At 56.1% G+C, this 24,732-nt stretch carries 18 protein-coding genes and 2 other annotated features; of the genes, 15 read left to right on the top strand and 3 right to left on the bottom strand.

Annotated elements, in window-relative coordinates; translation table 11 throughout:
* Window positions 1-7: 7 nt before the first annotated feature.
* From rplE to pheT, 4 genes are all read left to right on the top strand, one after another.
* Window positions 8-553 carry a 50S ribosomal protein L5 gene (rplE, locus tag C7386_RS00920; RefSeq protein WP_110435202.1) on the top strand — a complete coding sequence of 182 codons (546 nt, stop codon included), beginning with the start codon at window positions 8-10 and terminating at the stop codon, window positions 551-553.
* 14 nt (window positions 554-567) lie between these two features.
* Entirely contained in the window at window positions 568-753 is a 186-nt protein-coding gene (locus tag C7386_RS00915) for a type Z 30S ribosomal protein S14 (protein WP_110435201.1), read from the top strand.
* Window positions 754-1,222: 469 nt separating this feature from the next.
* Window positions 1,223-1,456 (top strand) — a binding site (T-box leader).
* Between the two features lie 181 nt (window positions 1,457-1,637).
* Window positions 1,638-2,657, top strand: a complete 1,020-nt coding sequence (pheS, locus tag C7386_RS00910) for a phenylalanine--tRNA ligase subunit alpha (RefSeq protein WP_110435200.1) — start codon at window positions 1,638-1,640, stop codon at window positions 2,655-2,657.
* 187 nt (window positions 2,658-2,844) lie between these two features.
* Entirely contained in the window at window positions 2,845-5,253 is a 2,409-nt protein-coding gene (gene pheT, locus C7386_RS00905) for a phenylalanine--tRNA ligase subunit beta (protein WP_110435199.1), read from the top strand.
* A gap of 108 nt (window positions 5,254-5,361) precedes the next feature.
* Here pheT and C7386_RS00900 read toward each other — a convergent pair whose 3' ends face one another.
* A complete protein-coding gene (locus C7386_RS00900; RefSeq protein ID WP_110435198.1) occupies window positions 5,362-7,056 on the bottom strand; it encodes a copper amine oxidase N-terminal domain-containing protein in 1,695 nt (564 codons plus the stop codon).
* Between the two features lie 144 nt (window positions 7,057-7,200).
* Here C7386_RS00900 and C7386_RS00895 point away from each other — a divergent pair, with 144 nt between their 5' ends.
* Complete coding sequence (locus C7386_RS00895) at window positions 7,201-8,031, top strand: polysaccharide deacetylase family protein (RefSeq protein ID WP_110435197.1); 831 nt, start codon at window positions 7,201-7,203, stop codon at window positions 8,029-8,031.
* A gap of 274 nt (window positions 8,032-8,305) precedes the next feature.
* Here C7386_RS00895 and aroF read toward each other — a convergent pair whose 3' ends face one another.
* Together aroF and C7386_RS00885 are read right to left on the bottom strand one after the other, a co-directional pair.
* Window positions 8,306-9,322 (bottom strand): 3-deoxy-7-phosphoheptulonate synthase, encoded by a 1,017-nt coding sequence (aroF, locus tag C7386_RS00890; RefSeq protein ID WP_110435196.1) that lies wholly within the window; start codon window positions 9,320-9,322, stop codon window positions 8,306-8,308.
* Between the two features lie 193 nt (window positions 9,323-9,515).
* Window positions 9,516-10,199 (bottom strand): peptidoglycan recognition protein family protein, encoded by a 684-nt coding sequence (locus C7386_RS00885; protein ID WP_110435195.1) that lies wholly within the window; start codon window positions 10,197-10,199, stop codon window positions 9,516-9,518.
* 787 nt (window positions 10,200-10,986) lie between these two features.
* Here C7386_RS00885 and speD point away from each other — a divergent pair.
* The 10 genes from speD to C7386_RS00835 all read left to right on the top strand — a co-directional run bounded on the left by speD (window position 10,987) and on the right by C7386_RS00835 (window position 24,290).
* Window positions 10,987-11,751 carry an adenosylmethionine decarboxylase gene (gene speD / locus C7386_RS00880; protein WP_110435194.1) on the top strand — a complete coding sequence of 255 codons (765 nt, stop codon included), beginning with the start codon at window positions 10,987-10,989 and terminating at the stop codon, window positions 11,749-11,751.
* A 132-nt stretch (window positions 11,752-11,883) separates the two neighbouring features.
* Window positions 11,884-13,341: an aminotransferase class I/II-fold pyridoxal phosphate-dependent enzyme gene (locus C7386_RS00875; RefSeq protein WP_110435193.1), complete on the top strand. Its 1,458-nt coding sequence runs from the start codon at window positions 11,884-11,886 to the stop codon at window positions 13,339-13,341.
* A gap of 16 nt (window positions 13,342-13,357) precedes the next feature.
* Entirely contained in the window at window positions 13,358-14,212 is an 855-nt protein-coding gene (gene speE / locus C7386_RS00870; protein ID WP_116704660.1) for a polyamine aminopropyltransferase, read from the top strand.
* A gap of 850 nt (window positions 14,213-15,062) precedes the next feature.
* Window positions 15,063-16,322, top strand: coding sequence for a saccharopine dehydrogenase family protein (locus C7386_RS00865; RefSeq protein WP_116704659.1), 1,260 nt, complete (start codon window positions 15,063-15,065; stop codon window positions 16,320-16,322).
* A 1-nt stretch (window position 16,323) separates the two neighbouring features.
* Window positions 16,324-17,454: a carboxynorspermidine decarboxylase gene (nspC, locus tag C7386_RS00860; protein WP_116704658.1), complete on the top strand. Its 1,131-nt coding sequence runs from the start codon at window positions 16,324-16,326 to the stop codon at window positions 17,452-17,454.
* On the top strand, window positions 17,454-17,939 hold the full coding sequence (locus tag C7386_RS00855) for a transposase (protein WP_110435189.1): 486 nt from the start codon (window positions 17,454-17,456) through the stop codon (window positions 17,937-17,939). Before nspC ends, C7386_RS00855 begins: the two co-directional genes overlap by 1 nt.
* Window positions 17,940-18,233: 294 nt before the next feature.
* Window positions 18,234-18,445: a binding site (T-box leader), on the top strand.
* An 80-nt stretch (window positions 18,446-18,525) separates the two neighbouring features.
* Entirely contained in the window at window positions 18,526-21,147 is a 2,622-nt protein-coding gene (locus C7386_RS00850; protein WP_110435188.1) for a valine--tRNA ligase, read from the top strand.
* Window positions 21,148-21,264: 117 nt separating this feature from the next.
* Window positions 21,265-22,701, top strand: coding sequence for a MerR family transcriptional regulator (locus C7386_RS00845; RefSeq protein WP_116704657.1), 1,437 nt, complete (start codon window positions 21,265-21,267; stop codon window positions 22,699-22,701).
* Window positions 22,702-22,966: 265 nt separating this feature from the next.
* Window positions 22,967-23,824, top strand: coding sequence for a glucose-1-phosphate thymidylyltransferase RfbA (gene rfbA / locus C7386_RS00840; protein ID WP_110435186.1), 858 nt, complete (start codon window positions 22,967-22,969; stop codon window positions 23,822-23,824).
* Window positions 23,825-23,837: 13 nt separating this feature from the next.
* Window positions 23,838-24,290, top strand: coding sequence for a YjbQ family protein (locus C7386_RS00835; RefSeq protein WP_116704656.1), 453 nt, complete (start codon window positions 23,838-23,840; stop codon window positions 24,288-24,290).
* The last annotated feature ends 442 nt before the right edge of the window (window positions 24,291-24,732 follow it).

The raw sequence follows: 24,732 nt of genomic DNA, 5'->3' as shown, positions 1-24,732 counted from the left end.
GCAATAAATGGTTCCGAATATGAAAGCAAAGTATACTGCGGAAGTTGCGCCTGCTCTGATGAAGAAGTTTCAGTACGAGAGCGCAATGCAGATTCCGAAGCTCGACAAGATCGTAATCAACGTCGGCTGCGGTAAGGAAGCAAACGGTAACTCCAAGGTTATCGAGGCTATTGTCCGTGATATCACCCTGATCTCCGGCCAGAAGCCGATCATCACCCACGCTAAGAAGTCCATCGCAAACTTCAAGCTGCGTGACGGCATGCCGGTAGGCGTTAAGGTAACCCTGCGCCGTGACCGCATGTGGGAGTTCCTGGATCGTCTGTTCAACGTAGCTCTGCCGCGTGTACGCGACTTCCGCGGCATCAACGGCAACGCATTTGACGGCCGTGGCAACTACGCTCTGGGTCTGAGCGAGCAGCTGATCTTCCCGGAAATTTCCTATGATCAGATCGACAAGATCCGCGGCATGAACATCGTTATCTGCACCACTGCAAATACCGATGAAGAAGCAAAGGAGCTGCTTACTCTGATGGGCGCTCCGTTTGAGAAGTAAGGAGGAGAAGTTAAATGGCTAAGAAGTCGATGGTTCTCAAGCAGCAGGCTAAGCCGAAGTTCTCCAGCCGAGCTTACAACCGCTGCAAGATCTGCGGCCGTCCGCACGCTTACCTGCGTGATTTCGGTATCTGCCGTATCTGCTTCCGCGAGCTGGCTTACAAGGGCCAGATCCCGGGTGTCCGCAAGGCATCCTGGTAAGGAAGAGCGATTTCAAAAAGGAACCCGTAAGGGTTCCTTTTTTTATGTCTTCAGGCAGAAAGTAAGCGGTGCACACGAGTTGCGTAGCAATACGTTGTTGCTGGGCGGCGTTTACACGCTATCAATGATGTTTAAGAATTGAATTGTGGTGAATATCTAACATGTTAAATTATTTTGTGTGTGAAACAAATTTGTGATATAATTCGATAGCTATGGACGGCACCTGCGGGTTATATTTGATGTAAGGCTTTACCGTAGGGTGCGCCGACTCGGCGCACCGCTTGTAAACCATCTGCATATCGCTTAATCAGAGCGGACACACTGGTCCGCCCCTACGATGAATTTTTGATGCGATTGATTTGGAAATCCGTTGTTTTCTGATGCAAAAATTCATATATTTTAGGTAAATTTCGCGTTTTCCTCTTGCATTTTCCCGCAAAATGTGTTTTAATTATTCTGTTATAAATATTTCAATGCGATGAGCAGGAAAAGTAACGCTGTGATCCTCTTTCTCAGAGAGAACGGTCCCATGGCTGTAAGCCGTTTATCGAGGTATGGCGCGAAGTTCCCCTGTGAGCACCGGTGCTGAATAGATGCAGTAGGCGCCGGCGAAGTAACGCTCCGTTACCGGCGTTCAATGAGTGCCCGATTTTTTCGGGAATCAGGGTGGTACCACGGAAGTTTTACGCCTTTCGTCCCTATTTTACGGGGACGGAAGGCGTTTTTTATTACCACTGTAATGGATGATACCCGTAGGGCGCGACGACTCGGCGCGCCGCATCGAACGGCAGCTGATGATTTCAGACGGCGTGCCGAGGTCGTCACGCCCTACGAACTATCCGCCCTCACTCTATCACAAAATCACATTCCAAAGGAGAATTGGTATGAAAGAAAAGCTGCAAGGCATTTTGCAGACCGCGAAGGAGCAGCTCGCTGCCGCGAAGGATTCGCGCGCGCTGGACGAGGCCCGCGTTAAGTTCCTCGGCAAAAAGGGTGAGCTGACCGCGCTGCTCAAGGGAATGAAGGACGTTGCCGCAGAGGAGCGTCCGGTTGTTGGTCAGCTGATCAACGACGTTCGTGCGGAGATCGAAACCATCATTGACAAGCAGAAGAAGCTGATCGAGCAGGCTGCGCTCGAAAAGAAGCTGGAGGCGGAGACCATCGACGTTACCCTGCCGGGTGAGGACGTTGTCATCGGCAAGAAGCATCCGCTGAACATCGTGCTCGACGAGTTCAAGGAAATTTTCCTCGGTCTGGGCTTCTCCATCGCAGAGGGCCCGGAGGTCGAGCTCGACCACTACAACTTCGAGGCGCTGAACATCCCGAAGGACCATCCGGCACGCGACACGCAGGATACCTTCTATATTTCGGATAATGTTGTGCTCCGCACGCAGACCTCTCCGATGCAGGTCCGCACGATGGAAAAGCGCAAGCCGCCGATCCGCATTATCGCGCCGGGCCGTGTTTACCGTTCGGACGCCGTTGACGCAACCCACTCTCCGCTGTTCCATCAGATCGAGGGTCTGGTTGTCGATAAGGGCATCCGCATGAGCGACCTGAAGGGCATTCTCGAGCTGTTCGCAAAGAAGCTGTACGGCGAGGACACGGTTGTTCGTTTCCGTCCGCATCACTTCCCGTTCACCGAGCCGTCTGCGGAGATGGATATCCAGTGTTACCGCTGCCACGGTGAAGGCTGCCCGCTCTGCAAGGGCGAGGGCTGGATCGAGATCCTCGGCTGCGGCATGGTTCACCCCAAGGTGCTTGAGATGAGCGGCATCGACCCGAATGAATACTCCGGCTACGCCTTCGGCATCGGTCTGGAGCGTATGGTTATGGGCCGCTTCAAGATCGACGATATCCGTCTGTTCTATGAGAACGACGTTCGATTCCTGCACCAGTTCTAAACCTGCACCCGTAGGGCGGGATGACCTCATCCCGCCGCACTCTCCCGCATGTTACAAGCGATACGTATTATCGTAGGGCGCGACGACCCCGGCGCGCCGCTCGTAAGTATATGCAGGCGGCAAATACGGCGCGCCGAGTCGTCGCGCCCTACGGACAACAATAACACCAAAAGGAGTGTTCCTATCAATGAAACTGCCATTATCCTGGCTTTCGGATTATACCGATATGAACGGCATCACCCCGAAGGAGTATGATGCTAAGCTGACTATGTCCGGCTCCAAGGTCGAGGAGGTTTACTACCTCGGCGCGGAGATCGACAACGTTGTGACCGGCAAGATCCTCGAGGTTGTCGATCACCCGGATTCCGACCATCTGAAGATCTGCCAGCTCGATGTCGGCAAGGAGGAGCCGGTGCAGATCGTCACCGGCGCACCCAATGTAACGCCTGCGTCCGTTGGCGAGATCTGCCCGGTCTGCCTGCACAAGTCCACCCTGCCGGGCGGCGTGAAGATCACCAAGGGCAAGCTGCGCGGCGTGCCGTCCAACGGCATGATGTGCTCGTTCCAGGAGCTGGGTCTGTCCCACGGCTGCGTACCGTATGCGTGCGAGAACGGCATCCTGTTCCTGCCGGCCGGCACCCCGGTTGGCGAGGACATCAAGAAGGTACTCGGTCTGGACGACTGGGTTTCCGATTTTGAGATTACGTCCAACCGCCCGGACTGCCTGAGCGTGATCGGTCTGGCCCGCGAGACTGCGGCTACCTTCGACCGTCCGTTCAGCGTCAAGACCCCGGAGGTAAAGGGCGTGGGCGACGACATCAACAAGTATATGTCCGTCGAGGTCAAGGACACCGACCTGTGCCCGCGCTACACCGCCCGCATTGTCAAGAATATCAAGATCGAGCCGTCTCCGGCGTGGATGCGCGAGCGTCTGCACGCCTGCGGCGTTCGTCCGATCAACAACATCGTTGATATTACCAACTATGTTATGCTCGAGTACGGCCAGCCGATGCATGCGTTCGACTACAAGTGCCTGTCCGACGGCCGCATCGTTGTCCGCCGTGCCCGCAACGGCGAGTCCATCCAGACTCTGGACGGCGTGGATCACGACCTGAGCGACAAGATGCTCGCCATCTGCGACAACGACAAGCCGGTTGCTGTTGCAGGCGTTATGGGCGGCGCAAACTCCGAGATTATGGACGACACCAAGACCGTCGTTTTCGAGTCTGCAAACTTCCACGGCGCTACCGTTCGTATCACCGCAAAGGCGCTCGGCATGCGTACCGAGGCCTCCGGCCGCTTTGAGAAGGGCCTTGATCCGCGCATGACCCTCGATGCGGTCAACCGTGCGTGCGAGCTGGTGGAGCAGCTGGGCGCAGGCGAGGTCATCGACGGCATTATCGACGTTGACAACTCCGACCCGAACCACAAGCGTCTGCCGTTCGAGCCGGACAAGATGAACGCCCTGCTCGGTCTGGAGCTGCCCGCTGAGGAGCAGCAGAAGCTGCTCGAGAAGCTGGACTTCAAGATCGAGAATAACGAGGTCGTTGTGCCGTTCTTCCGCACCGACATCAACCGCATGTGCGATGTGGCCGAGGAGGTTGCCCGCATGTACGGCTACGACAAGATCCCGACCACGCTGTACGCAGGCGAGATGGTACAGGGTGAGTTCACGCCGTCTCAGCAGGCGGAGCGCGCTGCCGCTCTGGTTTGCCGCGAGGCAGGCTTTGACGAGTCCATGAGCCATTCGTTCATCTCCCCGAAGTTCTACGACATGATCGGCTGGGACGAGAACGACCCGCGCCGTATCTCCACCACCATACTCAACCCGCTTGGTGAGGATTTCAGCGTGATGCGCACCACCGTGCTGCCGTCCATGCTGGATAATCTGGCGCACAACCACGCACACCGCAACCCGACCGCTTCGCTGTACGAGCTGGGCACCATCTACACCCCGACCGTCAAGGATGGCAAGGCTGACCCGGACGTTCTGCCGCACGAGGAGAAGATCCTGACCCTCGGCAGCTACGGCCGCCTGTCGTTCTTCCAGTTCAAGGGCGCCATCGAGGCGCTGCTGCGTGAGCTGAATATCAAGGGCGCGTCCTTCGCTCCTGAGAAGTCCAATCCGTCCTATCACCCGGGCCGCTGCGCCAAGGTGCTGATCGACGGCAAGGAGATCGGCGTATTCGGCACCATTCATCCGACCGTTGCCGCACGCTACGGTCTGTCCGGCGAGGTGCTCGCTGCCGAGCTGCAGATGGACGCACTTCTGGCTGCCATCGACCCGGAGAAGCTCTATCATCCGCTGCCCAAGTTCCCGGCTTCCACCCGCGATATCGCGGTTCTGGTTGACGATGCCGTTCCGGCAGCCTCCATGCAGGCCACTGTTGAGAAGGCAGCAGGCAAGCTGCTCGAGTCGGTCAAGCTGTTCGACGTTTACAAGGGCAAGGGCATCCCGGAGGGCAAGAAGTCCGTGGCGTATTCGCTGTCCCTGCGCGCGCCCGACCGTACCCTCACCGACGAGGAGTGCGACAAGGCAATGCGTGCCGCTATCTCGGCGCTTGAGACCGAGTTCGGCGCTCAGCTGCGCGGTTAAGTTTCCGAAAAAGTACAAAAAAGAGCAGATACGAAAGTATCTGCTCTTTTGCTTATTCGGATCATGTCATTCCCAGTCGTCGTACTCCCAGTCATCGTAATAATCATTCTATGTCCATTCGACGATTTTGTCGCCTGCAGGCGGCGCGTTCTTCGGCTCGACACTGGATTCGGTCGTGGTCAGCGTGATATCGAGCGACAAAATGCCGGTGTTCTTGGTGTGGTAGGTCACGCTCAATTTGCAGTTCTGCACACTGCCGGAGAACGTCAGCACGGTTTTGGTGGTGTTCCAGCTATCGGAGCGGCTTTCGAGTGTGCCCGAGAACGAGCCGTCCGCCGTGTTCAGCGTGTAGCTGCCGGTCAGGTTGTCATACGAATCGTTGCTCAGACCGTTGATTTTTGCGGTGTAACGCGAGCCGCTTGCGGTGAATTGTTCATCGCCCAACAGGTTGTTCAGGCGGTTTACGTCATTCTTTATGTTGAGATAAAAATCCTCCCAGCCAAGCTCATATGCGGTCATGTTGGATTCGTTCGCGGCAACGATGCTTTCGCCCACCGAGGTAAAGGTATTGTTCTTCGGAATCTTCAGATTTTCGCTGAACAGAGTGCCGAATGTGCTGTCCGCCCAGTTGATGTGCAGCCACGCGCCGTTCGACAGCGCCTTGAGATCGGCGTCGTCCGTTTCGTCCATCGCCAGAATCTTTGCCACGGCAGGGCACTTCAAATACAGGTCGCCGCTGTCCGCGCTGCATAGGAGCTCGAGCTTGACGTTGCTCAGCGCACTGCGCAGGAGGGCTGCCTGTGCGGCGGTGAGTACGTCATCCGCCTGCGAATCGCCGAGGAAATAAGACGCCAGCACGCGCAGATCGACCGTCACGGTCGCCTCAATGGCTTGTCCGTTCGCCAGAATTTCGGTTTTGACATCAACCTTGTAATCCTTGTTGCCGTCGATGGTGTCGAAGGCGGTGTACACCGCGCCGATCGTCGCCACCGTGCGCAGCGCCTTGGCGTTTTCGGTGGATGGCTGTGCCTTGATCCACTTGTTGAGCACGGTAAACTTGCTGTCAATGTCGCTTACAAGCGCCGCGCGGTCATACAGCACGGCGGTCTGCATATCCTGATCCCACTGCACGGTAAGGCCGAACGCTTCGGCAAAAAAGCGCACCGGAACATAGGTGCGTCCGCCTTTTTTGTACGGCGCGGTATCAAGCTGCACGGTTTTGACGGTTTTGCCCGCGCTGTCCGTGACGGTAAGCTGCTTGCCGCCGAGCGCGAACGACAGCGTTTCGCCGCCCTTTTTCGCGGTGATTGCTCCGGCGTCATATGTGACCTCGGCGCCGAGCACCTCGGCAATGGCGCGGAAGGGAACCATCACGCGCCCGTTTACCTTTTCCGGCTGTGCGTCCGCAAAGTGGACATACGCGCCGTTGAGCTGCACGGAAAGCTGACAGCGGAGTTTGTATTCATCGCCCTCTGTCATGGCACGCGCTGTATCACGATAGCATTCCTCTAAATCACCGTCCCAGCCGAAGGACAGCCCCTCCAGATCGTCATACCCCCAGTATTCAACCGCCAGCGTGGGATTGCTGCGCACGGCGTCCAAGTGCTGCCGATAATGGTCACTGAGCGTATCATAATCGAAAACGCCGTAGGATGATTCCTGTTCCATGTACTCCTCCGCACTGTCATACCCAAACTGCTGATACATCGGCGGTGTGGCATCCAGTGCGAGCGCGCTCGGCGCGGAGCCGGCGAGCAGCAGCGCTGCGAGTGCGGCAGCGGTAAAACGGTTTCTCTTTTTCATATTGTGCCCCCTCACATAGGTGTTACTGCCATTATACAGGAAAACGGTGGGATTTGTCTATCCGCAGTTTGGCGCAAATTGGCGGGCAAAAACCGTCATACTGTCCATGCGGGCGCATAGGGTAGAGCAAGGGAGGGCACTGCTATGTTTATCACGATCACACGCACGGGTCTGCACCGAATTGGTGTGGGACTTAGCGTTTTTGCGGTTCTGACCGCAGTTTTCATCCTGTTTCCGCGTGAAAATGCTGAGCCGACAGCCGCCGAACAGGCGGTTTCCGCGTCTGTCAGCGACTGGGGATTGTCGTTCCAAACCGAGGGTCAGCCGCCGGTCGGCAATGTCTCCGCCGAGGAACTGCGGCAGTACAACGCGTTTTACGTCGGTGACACGAGCCGAAAGACCATCTACCTGACGTTTGACGCGGGCTACGAGAACGGCTGCACGCCTGCTATTCTGGATGCGCTCAAAAAGCATAACGCGCCTGCCTGCTTTTTCGTGGTGGGCAACTTTATTGATACCGCACCGGAACTCGTAAAGCGCATGGCAGCGGAGGGGCATATCGTGGGCAACCATACGCTGCACCATCCGGATATGTCCGGCATTGCGGATAAGAGTGCGTTTGCGGCGGAGCTGAACGGTCTCGAGGAGAAATACACCGCGCTGACCGGTCAGCCGATGCAGAAATTTTATCGTCCGCCGCAGGGCAAGTTCAGCGAGGAGAATCTCCGGCAGGCGCAGGAGCTGGGGTATACTACGGTTTTCTGGTCGCTCGCGTATGTGGACTGGTATACGGATAACCAGCCGACCGATGAGCAGGCATTCTCCAAGCTGCTGCCGAGGATTCATAACGGGGCGATCGTGCTGCTGCATTCCACCAGTGAGACCAATGCGAGGATTCTCGATGAATTGCTGACGAAGTGGGAGAGTGCGGGTTATCAATTTGGTTCACTGGCTGAATTGTCGGTCAATAGCTAAAACGTAGGGTGCGACGACTCGGCGCACCGTATCTAACGATTGGTACACGTTATCTCGTAGGGGAGCACAGTGTGCTCCCACGCAACGTAAAATCAAACGGTTCTTGGCCGTTCCTTGCGCAGGCTCCGGTCGCGCTGCGGGCGCACACTGTGCGCCCCTACGGTTATGCGTGTGCAGATGGTTTACAACGGTGCGCCGAGGTCGTCGCACCCTACGGGAAAACAATATATAAAATAAAAACCTCTCCGAAAACCGGAGAGGTTTCTGTTTGCTTTTACGGCATCATCACGCGGCCTTCAAACTCGGCGCGGCGCTTGATGTCCTTCATGACGGTATCGAACTGGTTGAGGTCGAGCGACTGTGCACCGTCGCAGAGGGCGTGTGCGGGATCGTTATGCGCCTCGATGATCAGGCCGTCGGCACCGGCAGCGATGGCTGCGCGGGACAGCGGCTGCACCATATCACGGCGGCCTGCTGCATGGGACGGGTCGATGATGATCGGCAGGTGGCTGAACATCTTAACCAGCGGAACAGCGGAGATATCCAGATTATTGCGGATCAGCTTCTCAAAGGTACGGATGCCGCGCTCGCACAGGATAACATTGGTATTGCCGCCTGCGAAAATGTACTCGGCAGCCATGAGGAACTCCTCCATGGTGGCGGACAGACCGCGCTTGAGGAGGATCGGCTTGTTCGAGCGGCCCAGCTCCTTGAGCAGCATGAAGTTCTGCATGTTGCGGGCGCCAAGCTGGATGATATCAACATCCGCGAACAGATCGAGATGCTTTTCGCTCATGATCTCGGTGACGATCGGCAGACCGGTCTGACGCTTTGCCTCGAGCAGCAGCTTGAGGCCCTCGGCCTCCAGACCCTGGAACGAGTACGGGGAGGTACGCGGCTTGAATGCACCGCCGCGCAGGAAGGATGCACCGGCAGCCTTAACGCGCTCGGCACACTCGATGATCTGCGCCTCGTTCTCGACCGAGCACGGACCTGCCATAACATTGAAGTAGCCGGCGCCGATCTTGCGGCCCGCAACCTCGATGATCGTGTCCTCGGGGTGGAATTTGCGGTTGACGGCCTTGAACGGCTCGGTCACGCGCTGTACACGCTCGACCACGTCATACGCCATAATGTCCCCTTCATCGAGCCGGGTCGTGTCGCCCATCAGGCCGAGGATAAGTGTATCCGCACCCTGGGAATAGTTGATCCGCAGCCCCATATCCGTGAAATGCTGCATCAGTTTTTCGACATGTTCCTTGTCGCTGTTTCGTTTGAGTACAACGATCATTTCAGTTCACTCCTTCACAATGTGATAAATTTTAAGTAGGATTTACGGTACGCTTAAATTTTTTCAGTTTTTTTTACAGCGTACGATTTGAAGTATACCATATCAGAGGATAAAAAGAAAGAGCGATTTACGACAAATCGCCCTTTGATTTTCCACGGTTTTTGCACATGGTTGCATGCTGCTAACCGGATACTTATGATGCTTTTGCCGCTTCGTCGGCCTTCAGCTCCTTGTATTTTGCGGTTACCGCGCTGCAGAACTCGTCCCAGCGGCCGCTGTTGATGAGGGTGGACGGACAGATTTTGCCCGAAAAGTCCTGATGCTTTTTCAGTGCCTTGGACGGGTTCAGATCGTACTCGATCAGCAGCCGCGCACACAGCTTTTCGGTGTTGATGAGCGTCTGTTCGTAGTTGCCGTCCGAGTTGACGCACATTTCAATGCCGATGCCGTTCATGTTGCCGCCGTTCTTCTCCATGCCGTCGCCTGCGTGATAGGCAGTCTCATCATCCGGCAGATGATGGTAGATCTCGTGATCGTCCACCGTGTAGTGCCACGAAACAATGCCCTCCTCGGCGTTGGCGTTCTGGTGGATGAACGAGTTGTGCGCGGCCGCATTTGCGCCGGTGCCGGTGTTGTCGGTCTCGTGGATGACGAGATACCTGATCTCGCGCTTCTGTCCCGGACGGGCGCGTGTGCCCTCGGGAAGAAAGTCAGTCATTACCGGAATATCCTCAATGTAGGTCAGACCAGCGTCGGTCTGCGGCTCGCGGAACACGATCTTCTGTGTCAGCATGCCCGCCGCAAACGACACGATCATCAGTCCGACCGTCAGCATCAGGCTGACCCGAAGTCCCTTGCTTTTCTTTTTGCGTGCCATGATTCACCTTGTCTTTTCAGAATTACATCGTCTTGCTTTTTCCATTGTACTACGTTTTACGCGATTTTTCAAAACAAAGACTGTAAACTTTCTATGTACAAGGGCAACATCATACAATCAGGACTGTGGCGCTATCAGTGCATAAAATTTGCTCGTAAATCGCGCTTGTCTAATTATATGATGCTGCCCGGGAAAATTTCGGCACAACATCTGTAAAATCCGCAATAAAATCTTGCATTTGTATCCATGCTCGGGTATAATAAAAGTTACTCGGAGAGGCGAAGCCTTTCAGCAGAATTTCTTTGACCGCCCGGTTTCTGCGCGAAAACGGTGCTAAGGCCATACGGACAGCCGGGTCAAATGCCGAAACTGGCAACTTTGTTGCCTTATTGAATTTTATAAGTTGGCTGACTAAAAGCCGTGTGCCGCGGGCGCATCACACTTGTGAAACGATCAATAAGAGTACAAAGGCAACACCGCACAATTAAGACTGCGGCGCTTTGCGGAAATTTTGCCCCCTGATTTCGTTGTGATTTTTTGCAATACAGCAAGTATTGACGCAAAACCACGCCTTATCAGAGCACAAAATTTACTCGCAAATCGCTCTTGCTTCATTATGCGGTATTGCCTAAAAGTAACGATTCTTGCTATATAGACTCTTTCCTCTTCCATAAAACCTACGGAATGTGCAGAAGCATCTGCAAAAAGAGAATGATCATCCCCAAGTGAAAGCGTACCGTGTGTACCCCTTTCGCCTGGGGATTTTTTGGTATTGTGAGGATATGAAATGCAGAACAAGCTCAAACTTTACGGGTTTAACAACCTGACCAAGGCGCTGTCCTTCAACATTTATGATGTCTGCTATGCAAAGACCGAGCGCGAACAGCGTGACTACATCAAATATATCGACCAGCAGTACAACTCCGAACGACTGACCGGCATTCTCGAGCGGGTGACCGAGATGATCGGTGCGCATGTGCTGCACATTTCCAAGCAGGATTACGACCCGCAGGGCGCCTCCGTAACCTTTCTCATCGCGGAGGAGCACATGAAGCCCGCGCTCGAGCCGGATACCATTGTCGCGCACCTCGACAAGAGCCATGTTACCGTGCATACCTATCCGGAATACCATCCGGATACCTGCCTTGCCACCTTCCGCGTGGATATTGATGTTGCCACCTGCGGTGAGATCACGCCGCTGTCTACGCTCGATTACCTCATCGGCTCGTTCGATTCGGATATCATCACCATGGACTACCGCGTGCGCGGCTTTACCCGCGATATCGAGGGCAAAAAGCTGTTCATGGATCACCATATGACGTCCATTCAGGACTTTATCGACCCGAAAACGCTCGAGCGGTACGACGCATACGACATTAACGTGTACCAGTCCAACCTGTTCCACACGAGAATGCTGCTCAAGGAGGTCGATCTGCAGAACTACCTGTTCAACACCGACATCTATGAGCTGCCGCCCAAGACCAGACTCAAGATTCACTCCGACCTCAGACGAGAGATGATTGAGATATTTTCGGGCAAGAACATCTACTGATTTCGATTGAAAATACATTTTCAATCGAGAAAGACAAACCGAACGATGTTCGGATTTGTCTCACAATAAAATTTGCGCGTCGCTTCGCGCGAAAGCGCAGCATATCATTCTCTGCCGAAAGAAGGCATTTTTATGGATCAATCCCGTGCGCCAATCATGGAGGCGCTCGAAAACTTCAAAGACATGCGCATTGTGCCGTTCGATGTACCCGGCCACAAGCGCGGACGCGGCTCACCGGAATTAACGAAATTCCTCGGTCAGCAGTGCATGACGGTGGACGTCAACTCGATGAAGCCGCTCGACAATCTGTGCCACCCGACCAGCGTTATCCGCGAGGCCGAGGAGCTGGCCGCGGATGCGTTCGGTGCGGCGCACGCCTTCCTGATGGTGGGCGGCACGACGAGCAGCGTACAGGCGATGATTCTGTCCGTGGTCAAACGCGGCGACGAGATCATTCTGCCGCGCAACGTACACCGCAGCGTCATCAACGCACTCGTGCTGACCGGTGCGATTCCGGTTTACGTCAACCCGCAGATGAATGACCGGCTGGGCATTTCGCTCGGCATGTCAGTCGCGGACGTGAAGGCCGCTATTGAGAAGCACCCGTCCGCAAAGGCGGTGCTCGTCAACAACCCGACCTACTACGGCATCTGCTCGAACATTCGGGAAATCGTAAGGCTCGCGCACGCGGCAGGCATGAAGGTGCTGGCCGATGAGGCGCACGGCACGCATTTCTACTTCGGTGAAAATATGCCGGTCTCCGCGATGGCGGCAGGCGCGGATTTAGCATCCGTTTCCATGCACAAGTCGGGCGGCTCGCTCACGCAGTCCAGCTTTCTGCTGTGCGGCCCGTCCATGAACGCGGAGCACGTTCGCCAGATCATCAACCTGACGCAGACGACCTCCGGTTCGTACCTGCTGATGGTCAGCCTGGATATTTCGCGCAAGAACCTTGCACTGCACGGCAAGGAGATTTTCCGAAAAGTCGTTGACCTGACAACCTACGCCCGCGAGGAGATCAACGCGCTCGGCGATTACTACGCCTACGGCAGTGAGCTGATCAACGGCGACACGGTATACGACTTCGACACAACCAAGCTGGCGGTAAACACGCTGGATGTTGGTCTGGCGGGTATCGAGGTGTACGACATTCTGCGCGACTTTTACGATATTCAGACCGAGTTCGGCGATCTTGGCAATCTGCTCGCCTATGTTTCGGTGGGCGACCGTGAGCGCGACCTCGAACGTCTGGTAGCCGCTCTCGCGGACATTCGCCGCCGCTACAAGCGCGACAAGGCGACGCTCATGCGGCAGGAGTACATCTCGCCGCAGGTGGTTGCCGGCCCGCAGGAGGCGTTCTACGCGGACAAGAAGGCCATGCCGCTCGAGGAGTCGGTCGGACGCATCTGCGCGGAGTTTGTCATGTGCTATCCGCCCGGCATCCCGATTCTCGCGCCCGGTGAGCGTATTACCCGCGATATTCTTGATTATATTCGCTACGCCAAGGAAAAGAACTGCATGCTGCTCGGCACCGAGGACCCCGAGGTGAACAACCTGCAGGTCATCCGCGGCGTTGTCAGCCCGGAATAAAAGGAGCGTTTCACTCATGCAACTTACCTTTACTGAAATGCATACGCCGACGGTTGGGCTGCAGATACAGGTAGACCGTCAGCTTTACACCGAACAGAGCGATTTTCAGCGCATCGACGTGTTTGAATGCGAGGAGTTCGGTCGGTTTCTCACGCTTGACGGCTACATGATGCTGACCGAGCGGGACGAGTTCATCTATCACGAAATGATGGTGCATGTGCCGATGGCCGTGCTCGGCGAGAAGATTAAAAAGGTGCTTGTCATCGGCGGCGGTGACGGCGGCTGCGTCCGCGAGCTGTGCCGCTATCAGCACATCGAGCATATCGACCTTGTGGAGATCGACGAGCGCGTTGTCGCGGTCTGCAAAGAGTACCTGCCCGGTGTGGCGTGCTCGCTCGACGACCCGCGCGTGCACATTCTCTATCAGGACGGATTAAAGTATATCCGCCGGATTGAGGACGAGTACGACCTTATCATCATCGACTCGACCGACCCGTTCGGCCCGGGCGAGGGCCTGTTCACGATGGAATTTTACGGCAACTGCTACAAGGCGCTCAAGGAGCACGGCGTGCTCGTCAATCAGCACGAAAGCCCGTTCTACAAGGGCGATGCGCTGGCGTGCCAGAGAGCGCACCGCAATATCGTGCACTCGTTTGAGCTGAGCCGTCTGTTTCAGGCGCATATCCCGACCTACCCGTCCGGACACTGGCTGTTCGGCTTTTCGTCGCGCGGCGTGCATCCGGTGCGCGATCTGAATCCGGACTGGTGGAACAGTCTGGGACTGGAAACCAAATATTACAATACCAATCTGCACAAGGGCGCGTTCTATCTGCCGAATTATGTGCAGAAGCTGCTGGAAAAGGTAGAGTAACGTAAGCGTTGGACAACCGCTTTCTCTGCACCGACTGAGCGGGGCACACGAACTGCCGCAGGCGGGTTCGCCCTATCCGGGCGGCAGCCTTTTTCTCTGCACCGGCTGAGCGGGGGACGCGAACTGCCGCAGGCGGGTTCGCCCCTGACGGGCGGAGAGTTTTTCGCTGAACCTCAGCGGGGAGTGCGCCTACCCGGCGGGGGCACAAGAGGGTAGACACCTACGGTTTCCACCCTCTTGTGAATCACCCCTTTCCCTTGGATAGTCTGGCGCAGATTGCCTACATGTGACCGCTGCGAAATAGGGGAACGACAGAGGATTTTTTCTTCCGTGTCTTTCTCAACCTGTTCGCAGTGTCGGATACATTACTGCTACACAGGTCGGCTACTTCCAGCAGGCGCAACATACCCGTGTTGCGCAATTCGTTAGTCCGGAGGTTACGGACAGCACCTACGCAGGATAAATTATACCAAACGCTTACTCCACAGGTGCCTTCCGGTATAACACGTTAAAGAGTTGCGCGGCACTGCTATGCCGCGCCTTGCGTTGAGTAACCCGCATGTGTAGCAGTACGCTGTCTGTGAACTGCGAATATTTTGCGAAAATCACGCAAGAGTAACCCGACTGCCGTTCCCCTTTTCCTGCTTACGCAGTCTACCGTCTGCACCCAAGCTATCCCAACAAGGGAAACGGGTGTTCAAAGAGGGTAGAAACCGTAGGTGTCTACCCTTTTTGCCCCCGCCGCGGGTGCGGCGCAGTTCCGTTCGCTTCTCAAGCGGCAGTTTAACAAATAAAGACCATTCAATAAATCTAAATTATATATACAGTTAAAAATGAGGAGGAATTAACAATGGGAAGAGCATTGATCATCGGCTGCGGCGGTGTTGCCGGCGTAGTTATCCACAAGTGCTGCCAGAACAGCGACGTTTTCGAGGAAATTATGATTGCGTCCCGCACCAAGAGCAAGTGCGACGCGATTAAGGAGAAGCTGGACGGTACGACCGCAACCAAGATCCGCACCGCCAAGGTGGATGCGGACAACGTGGACGAGCTGTGCGCGCTCATCGACGAGTACAAGCCGGACATCGTGATGAACATTGCGCTGCCGTATCAGGACCTGACCATCATGGATGCGTGCCTCAAGTGCGGCGTAAACTACATGGATACGGCAAACTACGAGCCGGAGGACACCGACGATCCGGAGTGGCGCGCCATTTACGAGAAGCGCTGCAAGGACGAGGGCTTTACCGCGTACTTTGACTACTCCTGGCAGTGGGCGTACAAGAAGAAGTTTGAGGAGGCCGGTCTGACCGCTCTGCTCGGCTCCGGCTTTGACCCGGGTGTAACGCAGGCGTACTGCGCTTACGCACAGAAGCACCTGTTCGATGAAATCGACACCATCGACATTCTGGACTGCAACGGCGGCGACCACGGCTATCCGTTTGCGACCAACTTCAACCCGGAGATCAATCTGCGTGAGGTATCCGCACCGGGTTCGTACTGGGAGGACGGTCACTGGGTTGAAATTCCGGCGATGAGCATCAAGCGCGAGTACGACTTCGATCAGGTCGGTCACAAGGACATGTACCTGCTCCACCACGAGGAGATTGAGTCCCTGGCGAAGAATATTCCGGGCGTGCAGCGCATCCGCTTCTTCATGACCTTCGGTCAGTCCTACCTGACCCACATGAACTGCCTGGAGAACGTCGGCATGCTGTCCACCACCCCGATCGAGTTTGAGGGCCACCAGATCGTGCCGATCCAGTTCCTCAAGGCGCTGCTGCCCGATCCGGCAACGCTCGGTCCGCGCACCAAGGGCAAGACCAACATCGGCTGCATCTTCACCGGCAAGAAGGACGGCAAGGAAAAGACCGCCTACATTTACAACGTCTGCGACCACGAGGAGTGCTACCGCGAGGTCGGCTCGCAGGCCATCAGCTACACCACCGGCGTTCCGGCGATGATCGGCGCGGCGATGCTGCTGACCGGCAAGTGGAACAAGCCGGGCGTGTACACGGTCGAGGAGTTTGATCCCGATCCGTACATGGAGGCGCTGAACAAGTGGGGTCTGCCGTGGCAGATCAACGACAAGCCGGTACTGGTGGACTGATATGAAATTTACTGAGCTTCCTACGCCCTGCTACCTGCTCGATGAAAACCGTCTGGTGCAGAATCTGGCCGTCCTGCGGGACGTTGCCAGACGCACCGGCGCGAAGATCCTGCTGGCGCAGAAGGCGTTCTCGATGTTTTCCGTGTACCCGCTGATTCGGGAGTATCTGGCGGGCACAACGGCCTCCGGTCTGTACGAGGCACGGCTCGGTCATGAGGAATTCGGCGGCGAGACCCATGTTTACGCACCGGCCTACGCGGAGGGTGAGTTCCGCGAGATTCTGGAGTACGCCGACCACATTGTGTTCAACTCGTTCACGCAGTGGAAGGCCTACGGCAGCCTTGCCCGTGCAGCAGGGAAGAGCTGCGGCCTGCGGCTCAATCCGGAGTGCTCCACGCAGCCGAGCGACCACGCGATGTACGACCCGTGCGGTCCGGATTCGCGCCTTGGCATTACGATAGAGAATTTTCAGCCGGAGCTGCTCGACGGCATTGAGGGCTTCCATTTCCACACGCTCTGCGAGCAGAATTCGGACGATCTGGTGCGGACTGTCGCTGCATTTGAGCAGAATTTCGGTCAGTATATGGACGGCCTGAAATGGATCAACCTCGGCGGCGGCCACCACATCACCCGCGCGGATTACGATGTGGAAACACTGGTGCACTGCATTGATTATCTGCAGAAAAAGTACAAGGTGCAGGTTTATCTGGAGCCGGGCGAGGCCGTTGTGCTGAATGCGGGCTATCTGGTCGCCACCGTGCTTGAGGTGATGCACAACCACAAGGACATTGCGATTCTGGATACCTCGGCGGCGTGCCATATGCCGGACGTGCTCGAGGTGCCGTACCGTCCGCCGGTGTACCGCGGCGGCGAGCCGGGGAAGAAGGCGTTCACCTATCTGCTGACCGGCCGCTCCTGCCTCGCAGGCGACGTCATCGGTGAGTATTCGTTCGATGTGGCGCTCGGCGCCGGTGAGCAGGTCGTGTTCGAGGACATGGCGCTCTACACCATGGTCAAGACCAATACGTTTAACGGCATGCCGCTGCCGCTGATCGCCATCCGGCGCGCCGACGGCACGGATGAGGTCGTGCGGATGTTCGGGTATGAGGAGTTCAAGCGGAGACTTTCCTGATGGAGACGAGGAGATCGGCTCGGCTGCCAAAGTATGATTACGGAAAGCAGGGCGTCTATTTTGTGACGCTCTGCACCTATCAACGGCAATGCACGCTGTCAACCGTAGGGCGCGACGACCTCGGCGCGCCGTCCCTGCGGTTATCGGTCATCGGTAAAATTGTTGAACATTATATCCGAACGATTCCTGGGGCATATCCATATGTGTCGATTGATTCCTATGTTATCATGCCAAACCATGTTCATATGTTGATTTCGGTTTTGCGTGATGATGGCGCGCCGAGGTCGTCGCGCCCTACGGAATTGGTGCCACGCATAATTGCGGCATTGAAACGGTTTTCCAATCAGGATGCCGGACGCAATTTGTGGCAGCGGTCGTTTTATGACCATATTATTCGGGATGATACGGATTACGCCGTGAAATACAATTATATTTTGGATAATCCACGCAGATGGGCAGAGGACGAATATTACAGCAACAGGTAATAAGTTGTAAATCGCCTGACCGTAGGGTGCGCCGACCTCGGCGCACCGCATTCCAGCGAATATCACCGGATTATAGTCCGTGGCATACGCTGTCGTTAATGTATTCCGTTGCTGTGAAATTTGCCCTGCGGTTTACAAACGGTGCGCCGAGTCGGCGCACCCTACGGGATAGCGTGAGCTTGTATTTATCTGTTAGTATATTCGCTGGCATGTATCGTATAGGCAAGTTGCTGTCAACTGCGTCATATCCCTTGACAAACCCGAATTTAACAGCTATACTATTAAAGTTAATACACAAATGCAGTGAAAAAGAGGAGTATTTTTCCTTTGCGCGTTTAGAGAGGGTGCGGCCGGTGCAAGCACCTCGGCGGGGAAGAAGAAGGTCGCTTTGGAGCAGAACAGCCGAATGTTCGTTAAGCTGTTCCGTCTAACCCGCGTTACGGGGCAACGAGTGCGCGTCTTTACGCGAATTCAGGTGGTACCACGGAGCATACTTCGTCCTGTTGTCGGGAGGAGTATGCTCTTTTTTGTTTGCACAGAGGTATCCCGCATGTATATCGTAAATCAAATTGAAGGAGATAGATCAATGAGCGAACTGCCTAAGACCTACGACCCGAAATCGGTCGAGGACAAGCTGTACAAGTTCTGGGTCGATTCCGGCTTCTTCCACGCCGAGGTCAATCCGGACAAGAAACCGTACACCATCGTTATCCCGCCTCCGAATGTTACCGGCCAGCTGCACATGGGCCACGCATTCGACGAGACCCTGCAGGATATCCTCATCCGCACCAAGCGCATGCAGGGCTACGAGGCACTGTGGATGCCGGGCACCGACCACGCCGGCATTGCAACCCAGATCAAAGTAGAGGAGAACCTCCGCAAGGAGGAGGGCCTGACCCGTTACGACCTCGGCCGCGAGGAATTCCTTAAGCGCGTATGGGCGTGGAAGGACAAGTTCGGCAGCCGCATCATCAGCCAGCTCAAGAAGCTCGGCACCTCCTGCGACTGGGACCGCGAGCGCTTCACCATGGACGAGGGCTGCTCCAAGGCTGTCCGCGAGGTATTCGTAAACCTGTACAACAAGGGCCTGATCTACAAGGGCCACCGCATCATCAACTGGTGCCCGCACTGCGCGACCGCCCTGTCCGACGCTGAGGTTGAGTACGAAACCCAGCCGGGCAAGCTGTGGCACATCCGCTATCCGCTGGCGGACGGCTCGGGCGACCTCGTTGTTGCGACCACCCGTCCGGAGACCTTCATGGGCGATACCGGCGTTGCGGTCAACCCGAACGACGAGCGCTACAAGCACCTGATCGGCAAGACCTGCATCCTCCCGATCATGAACCGCGAGATTCCGATCTTCGGTGACGAGTACGTTGACATGGAGTTCGGCACCGGCTGCGTCAAGGTTACGCCGTGCCACGACCCGAACGACTTCGAGATGGGTCAGCGCCACAACCTCGAGCAGATTCTCGTGTTCAACGAGGACGCGACCGTCAACGCAAACGGCGGCAAGTACGAGGGTATGGACCGCTACGAGTGCCGCAAGGCGGTTGTTAAGGACCTCGAGGAAGGCGGCTGGCTGGTCAAGATTGAGGACCACGAGCACAATGTCGGCACCTGCTACCGCTGCGGTACGACCGTTGAGCCGATGACCTCGGCACAGTGGTTCGTCAAGATGGCGCCGCTCGCCAAGCCCGCTATGGACGTAGTCAACGAGGGCAAGACCAAGTTCGTGCCCGACCGTTTCTCCAAGACCTACCTGCGCTGGATGGAAAACGTACACGACTGGTGTATCTCCCGTCAGCTGTGGTGGGGTCACCGCATTCCGGCGTTCTACTGTGAGGACTGCGGCGAAATGACCGTCTCCAAGACCGATGTATGCACCTGCCCGAAGTGCGGCAGCAAGAACATCCGTCAGGAAGAGGACGTTCTCGATACCTGGTTCTCCTCTGCGCTGTGGCCGTTCTCCACGCTCGGCTGGCCGGATAAGACCAAGGAGCTTGACTATTTCTATCCGACCTCTACGCTCGTTACCGGCTATGATATTATCTTCTTCTGGGTTGCCCGCATGATCTTCTCCGGTGTGGAGCACATGGGCGAAACCCCGTTCAAGACGGTTTATATCCACGGTCTGGTGCGCGACGCGCAGGGCCGCAAGATGTCCAAGTCGCTCGGCAACGGCATCGACCCGCTCGAGGTTATCGACCAGTACGGCGCGGACGCGCTGCGCTTCACCCTTGCAACGGGCAACAGCCCCGGAAACGATATGCGTTTCTCGGATGAGCGTGTACAGGCGTCCCGTAACTTCTGCAACAAGATCTGGAACGCATCCCGCTTTATCCAGATGAACCTGACCATCGACAAGGACAAGGCAGTCGAGCTGCCGAGCGACCTTGCCATCGAGGACAAGTGGATCATCAGCAAGTTCAACACGCTGGTTGCCGACGTTACCCGCAACATCGACCAGTACGAGCTGGGTCTGGCAGCTGCCAAGCTGAACGACTTCATCTGGGAGAACTTCTGCGACTGGTATATCGAAATTGCAAAGACCCGTCTGCAGACCGGCGACGAGAACGTACAGAAGGTGCTGTGCTATGTGCTGAGCGGCGCAATGCAGCTGCTGCACCCGTTCATGCCGTTCATCACCGAGACCATCTGGCAGGCGCTGCCGCATGAGGGTCCGTCCGTTATGGTATCCGCATGGCCGGAGTACAAGGACGAGCTGCACTTTGCCGCTGAGGAGGCACAGATGGAGAGCCTGATGGACGCTGTCCGCGCTATCCGCAACCGCCGTGCCGAGATGAACGTACCGCCCTCCAAGAAGGCCAAGGTGCTCATCCTGACCGAGAAGAAGGACACCTTCTCCGCAGGCGCAGGCTTCTTCCCGAAGCTGGCTTACGCTTCCGAGATTGAACTCATCGACGCGGTTCCGGCGGACGCTGCCAAGATGGCATCCGTAGTCACCGGCGACGCACAGATCTATATGCCGATGGGCGACCTCATCGACTTCGAGGCCGAGCGGGCCCGTCTCGGCAAGGAGAAGAGCAAGGTCGAGGCCGACATCGACTTCGTTATGAAGAAGCTGAACAACCCGAAGTTTGTCGATAAGGCACCCGAGAAGGTTGTTGCAGCCGAGCGCGAAAAGGCCGAAAAGCTGCGCGAGCACCTCGCAAAGCTGGAGGAGTCCATTGCAGCGCTGAATTAAATGATGAAAAAGAGTGGAGTTTCTCCACTCTTTTTTCTTAACATTTTCCCCGAAAACACTTGACTGTAAACCTACTTTATCCCTTATAATGTAATCAATAGAAGGGAAGGTGATCGCATGAACATAGCGGAAGCAGAGCGCAGGACGGGACTGACCCGGGCGAACATCCGGTTTTACGAAAAGGAGGGGCTGCTCACGCCGACACGCGGCGAGAACGGCTACCGCGACTACACCGAGGACGATGTGCAGACGCTGCGGAAGATCATGCTGCTGCGGCGGCTGCGGCTGAGCGTGCCCGACATCCGCGCCATCGAGAGCGGCGAGAAAGCGCTGCCCGAGGCGGCAGCAGGCCAGCTCGACGTATTGCAGGGGGACATCCGCGAGAGCGAACAGGCGTATGCGATGTGCCGCGCCATCTGCGAGGACAGAGCGGAGTGGAACGGGCTGGATGTAGACCGGTACCAGTCCATCGTGCTGCCCGCAGACGACCCGCGCGAGAAAGACCGCATCCCGCCGGCAGGCTGCCCGTGGCGGCGCTTCCTTGCCCGCAATGTGGATGCCGGACTGTATGGGCTGCTGTGGTTGATGCTGTCGCAGTGGGTGTTCCGCATCAATCCGGAGAATTTTATCCAGATCACGGCGAGTCTGGCGTGGTCGGCCGCGTGCGCTTATGTCGGCTGGCTGCTGACGTTCGTGTTCGAGCCGGTGCTGCTGCATTACTGGGGCACAACGCCCGGCAAGTGGATCTTCGGGCTGTCCGTCCGCGATGAGGACGGGAACAAGCTGTCCATCCGCACCGCATATGCCCGTTTGTGGGGCGTGTTCGGCTACGGCAACTGCTATGCGCTGCCGTTCTTCGACTGGTACTACAATTACAAGTGCTACCGCGCGTGCAAAGAAGAGGAGCTCTCGTGGGATTTGGAGAACGGGTGCAGCATCGTTGTCCGCGAGCGGGAGGTGCGCTGGTATCGCGTGGCGCTGTACCTGCTGGTGATCGGGCTGCGAACAGCCGCAGGTTACGGCATTGACCTGTACGCCAAGCTGCCGCCCAATCGCGGCGAGCTGACTCTTGCGGAGTATGTGGAGAACTGCAACGACTGCCTGAAATATAATCAGGGCTTGGCGCCGTATGTCCGGCCGGACGGCAGCTGGAATAGCGACGTGGGAATGGGCGGCTCGTACACCGGATTCTCGCTGGGCGATTCTGTATCCGATGTGACGGTCGAAACCGATGCGGACGGCTATGTGCAGTCGGTGACGGTGGTTTCGGATTCGCAGAACGGCTCGTGCGGCTATCAGGAGCGCATGACGGTGTATTACGCCTTTGCGGCCGCGTATGCCAAATGGAGCTGGCTGTATGCCGACCACATGAGGGATGACATCATTGACGACGGCTGGGAATACGATGTACCGGATACGAAAAACGTCAAGGAGGCGCATCTCGACGGACTGGATTTCCGGTACGAATATGAATACAGCAATACAGATACCGTAAACGTGTATCTCAATCAGCCGATGCCGTATCATTCGGTGCTGACGATTGAGAAAGAGTGAATGAGTTATCGTAGGGCGGGGTGAGGGTGCCCCGCCCTGCGGACATTTATCAACTAAATCCGTGGAATCGAATATTACACAGGAGGTAAGCCATTACGGGCGCAGCGCGACCGGAGCCTGCGCAAGGATAGTGCCATTCTCCATTCTCAATTTTCAATTTTCCATTACTCCTGCCTCCTGACTTCTGCCTTTACAAAAGGCTTTCTTATTTGCCCAAAGTGTGCTATACTAATCTCACAAAAACATATAGATAGAGGAATAGCCAATGAAAGGAATCATTCTTGCCGCCGGTAAGGGCTCGCGCCTGTACCCGATGACACGTCCGGTATGCAAACCGCTGCTGCCGGTATACGATAAACCGATGATCTACTATCCGCTGGCTGCGCTCCTGCAGGCCGGTATCCGCGATATTCTCATCATCATCCCGCCCGGAGAGGAAGGCCCGTTCTACCGTCTGCTCGGTTCCGGCGGCCGCTTCGGCGTCAACATCACCTACGAGGTGCAGGAGGTTGCACGCGGCATCGCGGACGCGCTGCTCATCGGCTCCCAGTTCATCGGGGATGACTCGGTTTGCCTTGTTCTGGGCGATAATATCTTCTATTCCCCCAATTTCCAGGACTGTCTGGACCGTGCTGTGCAGCAGAAATCCGGCGCCTGCGTATTCGGCTACTATGTCGATGACCCGCGTGCGTTCGGCGTTGTGGAGTTTGATGATCAGGGCCGTGCTATTTCCATCGAGGAGAAGCCGCGCTATCCGAAGTCTAACTATATCATTCCGGGTCTGTATTTCTACGATAACTCGGTTATGGAGATCGCCCGCGGGCTCAAGCCCTCGGCAAGAGGCGAGCTGGAGATTACGGATGTCAATATCGAGTACATGAAACGCGGTCAGCTGCACGTTGAAAAGCTCGACCGGGATTTCGTCTGGCTGGATGCCGGTACCGCCGACAACCTGCTCGAATCCGCACAGGTTGTCCGCCGCGTGCAGGATGAGACCGGACGCTACATCGCATGTCCGGAGGAGATTGCGTACGCGCGCGGCTATATCAGCCGTCAGACGCTGCTCCGTCATGCGGAAGAGCTGAATAAGACCCTGTATGGCCGTTATCTCGAGTGCCTGTAAAGGAGAATCGCAAATGCCTGTTTATACCGAAACCAAAACCTACCACACCAAGGCCCACATGGGCATGATCGACGTTACTGACGACTTCCGCGCAGCGGTGCAGAACGCCTGCCGCAAGACCGGCATGAAGTCCGGCACGATCACCGGCTTTACCACCGGCGGTGTTGCCGGCCTGACCACGCTGGAGTTTGAGCCGGGCATGGTCTACCATGACCTCAAGGCGGCGATGGACGTCTTTTCGCCCTACCGCGATGAGCAGGGAAACGTCATTTACTATCACCACCACGATACCTGGCACGATGATAACGGCTCGTCGCATATCAAGGCGGCGCTGCTCAGCCCGTTTATCGTTATCCCGTTCGTGAATGGCGAGATCACCATCGGCCCGTGGCAGAATCTGACCCTTGTGGAGTGCGATACCCGCAACCGCGTGCGGGATATTGTCTTTCAGGTGATGGGAGAATAATACAGATTGAGAATGGAAAGTGGAGAATGGGAAATGCGTTCCGTTCTCCATTTTTTTGTGCAAAAAAATAAAAAAACGCCTGTAAAGGCGGTTGATTGACAGATTTTCTGCAGGATATGCTTATACTATAAGCGGATTCTGTATAAAAGCACGATGACCGCTCGGAGTAGGGCCCGAACGGTCATCTTAGTTTAACTATGATACGGAAGGGTCTGATTGCTTAGCAACATCCCTTGGGTATATTATACCCGCAGAACCTCGGTCTAGTCAAGCCACAGGGCCGGGGTTTTGTTGCGTCACGGCTCTCAAACGCTCCGCGCAGTCAGAAAGATTAGCGTCCGCTAACTAAATAACTTTTCTTTTTTCTATAAATGTGGTATAATATAAGCGTTCGAAAAATTTGAGTACGGTTCGGGAATCCCTGTGCCGTGCATAGAAATGG

This window comes from Agathobaculum butyriciproducens (genome assembly GCA_003096535.1).
GTDB lineage: Bacteria > Bacillota > Clostridia > Oscillospirales > Butyricicoccaceae > Agathobaculum > Agathobaculum butyriciproducens.
This window is presented reverse-complemented; position numbering and strand designations above follow the sequence as displayed.

Bases quoted from the DNA above. Each gene is read 5' to 3' on its own strand.
- nspC (WP_116704658.1), top strand. From the start codon at position 16,324: ATGAAATTTACTGAGCTTCCTACGCCCTGCTACCTGCTCGATGAAAAC.
- rfbA (WP_110435186.1), top strand. From the start codon at position 22,967: ATGAAAGGAATCATTCTTGCCGCCGGTAAGGGCTCGCGCCTGTACCCG.
- C7386_RS00875 (WP_110435193.1), top strand. From the start codon at position 11,884: ATGGATCAATCCCGTGCGCCAATCATGGAGGCGCTCGAAAACTTCAAA.
- C7386_RS00835 (WP_116704656.1), top strand. From the start codon at position 23,838: ATGCCTGTTTATACCGAAACCAAAACCTACCACACCAAGGCCCACATG.
- C7386_RS00900 (WP_110435198.1), bottom strand. From the start codon at position 7,056: ATGAAAAAGAGAAACCGTTTTACCGCTGCCGCACTCGCAGCGCTGCTG.
- C7386_RS00915 (WP_110435201.1), top strand. From the start codon at position 568: ATGGCTAAGAAGTCGATGGTTCTCAAGCAGCAGGCTAAGCCGAAGTTC.
- speD (WP_110435194.1), top strand. From the start codon at position 10,987: ATGCAGAACAAGCTCAAACTTTACGGGTTTAACAACCTGACCAAGGCG.
- C7386_RS00850 (WP_110435188.1), top strand. From the start codon at position 18,526: ATGAGCGAACTGCCTAAGACCTACGACCCGAAATCGGTCGAGGACAAG.
- C7386_RS00845 (WP_116704657.1), top strand. From the start codon at position 21,265: ATGAACATAGCGGAAGCAGAGCGCAGGACGGGACTGACCCGGGCGAAC.
- rplE (WP_110435202.1), top strand. From the start codon at position 8: ATGGTTCCGAATATGAAAGCAAAGTATACTGCGGAAGTTGCGCCTGCT.
- speE (WP_116704660.1), top strand. From the start codon at position 13,358: ATGCAACTTACCTTTACTGAAATGCATACGCCGACGGTTGGGCTGCAG.
- C7386_RS00895 (WP_110435197.1), top strand. From the start codon at position 7,201: ATGTTTATCACGATCACACGCACGGGTCTGCACCGAATTGGTGTGGGA.
- C7386_RS00885 (WP_110435195.1), bottom strand. From the start codon at position 10,199: ATGGCACGCAAAAAGAAAAGCAAGGGACTTCGGGTCAGCCTGATGCTG.
- aroF (WP_110435196.1), bottom strand. From the start codon at position 9,322: ATGATCGTTGTACTCAAACGAAACAGCGACAAGGAACATGTCGAAAAA.
- C7386_RS00855 (WP_110435189.1), top strand. From the start codon at position 17,454: ATGGAGACGAGGAGATCGGCTCGGCTGCCAAAGTATGATTACGGAAAG.
- pheT (WP_110435199.1), top strand. From the start codon at position 2,845: ATGAAACTGCCATTATCCTGGCTTTCGGATTATACCGATATGAACGGC.
- pheS (WP_110435200.1), top strand. From the start codon at position 1,638: ATGAAAGAAAAGCTGCAAGGCATTTTGCAGACCGCGAAGGAGCAGCTC.
- C7386_RS00865 (WP_116704659.1), top strand. From the start codon at position 15,063: ATGGGAAGAGCATTGATCATCGGCTGCGGCGGTGTTGCCGGCGTAGTT.